This window comes from Methylobacterium longum, assembly GCF_022179385.1.
Taxonomy (GTDB): Bacteria; Pseudomonadota; Alphaproteobacteria; order Rhizobiales; family Beijerinckiaceae; genus Methylobacterium; species Methylobacterium longum.
In genome coordinates, this window is the sequence record NZ_BPQS01000106.1 from 1 (window position 1) to 3894 (window position 3894).

Below are 3894 nucleotides of genomic sequence, written 5' to 3' on the forward strand. Positions count from 1 at the left end.
GTTGTCGGTCAGCACCGTGTGGATCTTGTACGGCACGAACGCGACCAGCGCGCGGAGGAAGTCCGATGCGGTGTAGCGGTTGGCCTCCGTCTCCAGCTTGGCGAAAGCCAACTTCGAGGTTCGGTCGATAGCCACAAACAGGTAGAGCTTGCCTTCCTCCGTCCTGACCTCGGCGATGTCGATGTGGACGTAGCCGATGGGGTAATCGGCAAAGCGCTTCTTCTTGAGCTTGTCGCCCTCCATCTCTGGCAGGCGACTGATGCCGTGCCGCTCAAGGCAGCGGTGCAGTGACGAGCGGGTCAGGTGCGGGATCGTAGGCTGCAAGCCGTAGAGGCAGTCGTCCAGCGGTAGAAGCGTATGGCGCCGGAAGGCGACGATGACCGCCTCCTCCTCTGGTGTCAGGACGGTCGAGCGGGGTTCTTTCGGCCCCATGGCAGCATCTGCCGTCGACTGCCGCGCGCGCCATTTCTGTATCGTGGTTGGGCTGACGCCGTAGCGCTTGGCCGCCGCTCTCACACTCTCTTGACGTAGCTGTATTGCGCGACGGACCGCCTCCGTCGTGCGGGCGCTGCCGTGGAGAACTTGGCCCATAGCGCATCCCTCGCAGCATGGTGGTCAACCGTATCACCACACCGCGGGATCAAACAGCTAAGTCGTCGGTCAGGCAGGCGCCCGTATGGCGACAAACATGCTTCGGTCGTGTTGGTGGTAGTAACCGCTCTCCATCGATGTGCGGATATCGTCGCCGAGCATGTCATACTGCTCATAGATTATGTTGAAGTCACAGTCTTTGAGGGTCTGAATGAGGGCGGACTTCGTGAGCCAGAACGACCGCTTGTTGCTCCAAGAGGTCCACTTGTGCTCTTCTAATTTCTCCGTGTCATCCAGATCATGTTCATGCATCCACCGACCGGGCAGACCTTCATTCTCGGTCAAAGGAGATAAATTGAACATGGTCTCATCCCGATCGGTGGCGAAGTGCGTGTGCAGGATAAGAACGTCTCGCACATGACGCGACATCAGTCTGATGAACTCCACCGGCTTATCAAGGTGGTAGAGTAGGCCGCAGCAGAACGCGGCTTCGAACGTGCCGTGATCTGCCAAATTCCAAACGTCATCGTTAACGAAGTCCAGGCCATTTGTGCCCGCTCGCTCCCTAACTATGAGGCAGTTTTCGTAATTGGAGCGGCGCACCTCGACCCCTACCGCCCGCATCCCCGCCCGCGCGAACTCGACCGTGTAACCACCCTCCAAGCAGCCGAGATCTACGATGGTACGCCCAGCCAAACGATCCCCGTAGAATAGGCGGAGCGAGCGAAGTGCGGCCTTGGTCCATGGGCTGTCCGCGATGAGCCAACCCGCTTCTGGCCACGTCTCCGTTCCATCCGCCAACCGGATGTTGTGCGCGGTGAAACTCATCGGTCCTCCCCAGCGTCCTGCTACCATTCGGGTTGCGTGCACACGGCTACTGTACCCTCCTGAGATTGATGCGGAAACGAGCACGTGTGTCAGTCATTCGGCGGTACCCATTTCGACTGGTAGAACTTTCGGACCTGCAAACTGCGTTGCGGCGTGCGACCGATCTTCCGGCGCTTGGCCGGCGAGGTAGACCCACTGCATAAATTGGGCGGCGAAGAGGAATGTACGGCATCATCCCTGATGCCGGAACCGACGACGTCGTGGGGAGGATGAGGAGCCCTAACGCATAAAATAGTTAACTGTTTTGCGTATCCGACCGATGATGCTGCGCTCCGAAGTGTGAGCGCTAAGCTTTTGAACGCAGTCAAACAGATGGTCAGCGAGAAATTTTGCGACCGTCTCGGTTCCATCCCTATCATAATGCAGAATGTCATAAAATTCGCCCGTACCAGTCTCATTCAGTGCTCGGCTGGCATCTATCAGGCGCAGATTTTTAGGGAGGCCGAGTAACCGCAAACTAGATAGTGAATCCGCAAATCGATCATACTGACGGACCAAATAATGAATGGTATCGGGCGAAGCAAATCTCGGCTGATTGACATCTGAAGTTTCCTTGCGTACTACTATCGGCTCTAAGAAATAGAAAATCGGGATAGGTACAGCCTTGGCAATGCGAATGAGCTTGATGAGAGATCCCGTGTAACTGTTAATAACACTTGTTTCCCACTCGTGACTTCCGTAGTTAACGTTTTTACGTAGTTTGGTACACAAGTCAAACGCACCAGTAACAACAGCATCGTAATCCAAGCCCGAGCGCCAAGATTTATCGTTATTTTCATCGAAATAATGCGCGTACAAATATTCATTGATAAAAAAATTATATGGAAAACCGGGTCGGGGGTCGAAGCTATATGGTTGAAACGCATCGGTGCCGCCACTCACCACGACGATCAGATCTGGATCGAGATCAAGAAGTCGGCTCCATATCAGCGCACACATTTGCTCTGTATTCGACGAAACGACAGCAAAATTGTATACTTTAACTTTTTCTGATAATCTTTCTTGAAAAATGCGCTCTATCCTTTTTGGAACAGTATTTTCAAGTTCTGTGCCTGTTGCCATCGTGCTGTCACCAACGACGAAAATTCGGATTTCCTCCGGGCAAGTTCGGGGACCTGTCGTCTCAGGATTTAAAAATCCAGCCGCATCGTATGGGATGCAGTGAATTTGAAATTGATGATGTGGCCGCCCTGCAAAACCGATGTACGGAGCGGGATAACGACTTGCTGAATCAAAGAATTTGACATGATGAAGAAATTTTTCCCGAAGCACAGCTTCGTTATCTGCTAATGACATTGGCAAATACCTATTATTGATCACTGGCGTGGAGGACTTTGATCGTACTCTGGACACCAACGATTAGCCGGCGATCAGTGCGACCAGCAGAGCGATTGCCGTCTCGTAGCAGCGGCAGCGGTTCGTAGCGCACAGCAATTGCTAAATCACCGCAGGCGAAGGTCGTCACCCATGCACGCGTTAAGACCGACGGGATTGGCCTCGCCAAATTCACCATCTCCTATCAGGCCGGTCGGTACGCGGTCTCTGCCGTGCGAAAGCAAACGAGTTGCGCTAAACGGCAAGGGCTGTATTAACACGGAACGAGTAGTACTCCTCCCCTTAGCATGGCCTGCGCATCGCAGCAGGGCATAGGCATCGGCATTCGACCCGTGGCACCGCAATTTTTGGTCTATCCGGAATTTCCATTCGGGCCAATGATCTTCGTCGGTGATTCCGTGACAGCCGAGTGGACCGCTGAGACCCCTCAGCTGTTCTCTGGCCTGCAAGTCGCCCGCGGGATCGCCGGGCAATCAACCCGGGACATGGCGCGGCGCCTGCGCTCGGACATCGCTCTTCACAAGGCGCTGGGCGTTCATTTGATCGCCGGCCGCGACGACATCCTCAGCCGGGGTCGCTCAGTTACGTGCGAGCGCATCGTGGCCGACATCGCTGCCATGCTGCAGGACGCGCGCGACCTCTACGTGCGCGCTTGGGTCGGCTCGATCCCGCCGGTGGATCCGGCCGCGCCTGCGGCAGCCGGCTTGCCGGTTGAACTCATCGGACAGGTGAACACGTGGCTGCGCGACCACGTGCATGAGTATGGTGGTCATTTCATCGACTACGATCCTGTCCTAGCTACCGCAGCGGGGGTGCTCAGACCTGAATTCAGCACCGACGGGGTGCGGCTCAACGCGGCCGGCTACGCAGCACTCCGAGATGCAATGCTGGCGGTCCTGACCGCTGCGAACCTTGAGCCGATCTGGCCTCCACCGGAGAGCGAGGATGCTGCGCGGCGGCGCAAGTTCCTGCACCATTTCGGCTATCTCGATTCGAACACGCGCTACCCGAGCCCGTTCATCCAGTTCGCCGGCAAACCCGGTGCAAGCCATTACGGGGTGCCGTTCGATGCCCACGGCT

At 56.0% G+C, this 3894-nt stretch carries 3 protein-coding genes and 1 pseudogene; 1 reads left to right on the top strand and 3 read right to left on the bottom strand.

Annotated elements, in window-relative coordinates; translation table 11 throughout:
• The 3 genes and pseudogenes from MFF58_RS31325 to MFF58_RS31335 all read right to left on the bottom strand — a co-directional run.
• A pseudogene (locus tag MFF58_RS31325) lies at positions 1–591 on the bottom strand (helix-turn-helix domain-containing protein); the annotation flags it as partial.
• A gap of 69 nt (positions 592–660) precedes the next feature.
• A complete protein-coding gene (locus MFF58_RS31330) occupies positions 661–1419 on the bottom strand; it encodes a class I SAM-dependent methyltransferase (RefSeq protein ID WP_238294191.1) in 759 nt (252 codons plus the stop codon).
• Between the two features lie 279 nt (positions 1420–1698).
• The gene (locus MFF58_RS31335; protein WP_238294193.1) at positions 1699–2775 is read right to left on the bottom strand and encodes an SGNH/GDSL hydrolase family protein; all 1077 of its coding nucleotides are present in this window, start codon (positions 2773–2775) and stop codon (positions 1699–1701) included.
• 416 nt (positions 2776–3191) lie between these two features.
• Here MFF58_RS31335 and MFF58_RS31340 point away from each other — a divergent pair.
• Positions 3192–3894: GDSL-type esterase/lipase family protein (locus MFF58_RS31340; protein ID WP_238294195.1), on the top strand; the 703-nt coding region annotated here is incomplete at its 3' end.

Bases quoted from the DNA above. Each gene is read 5' to 3' on its own strand.
- MFF58_RS31330 (WP_238294191.1), bottom strand. From the start codon at position 1,419: ATGAGTTTCACCGCGCACAACATCCGGTTGGCGGATGGAACGGAGACG.
- MFF58_RS31335 (WP_238294193.1), bottom strand. From the start codon at position 2,775: ATGTCATTAGCAGATAACGAAGCTGTGCTTCGGGAAAAATTTCTTCAT.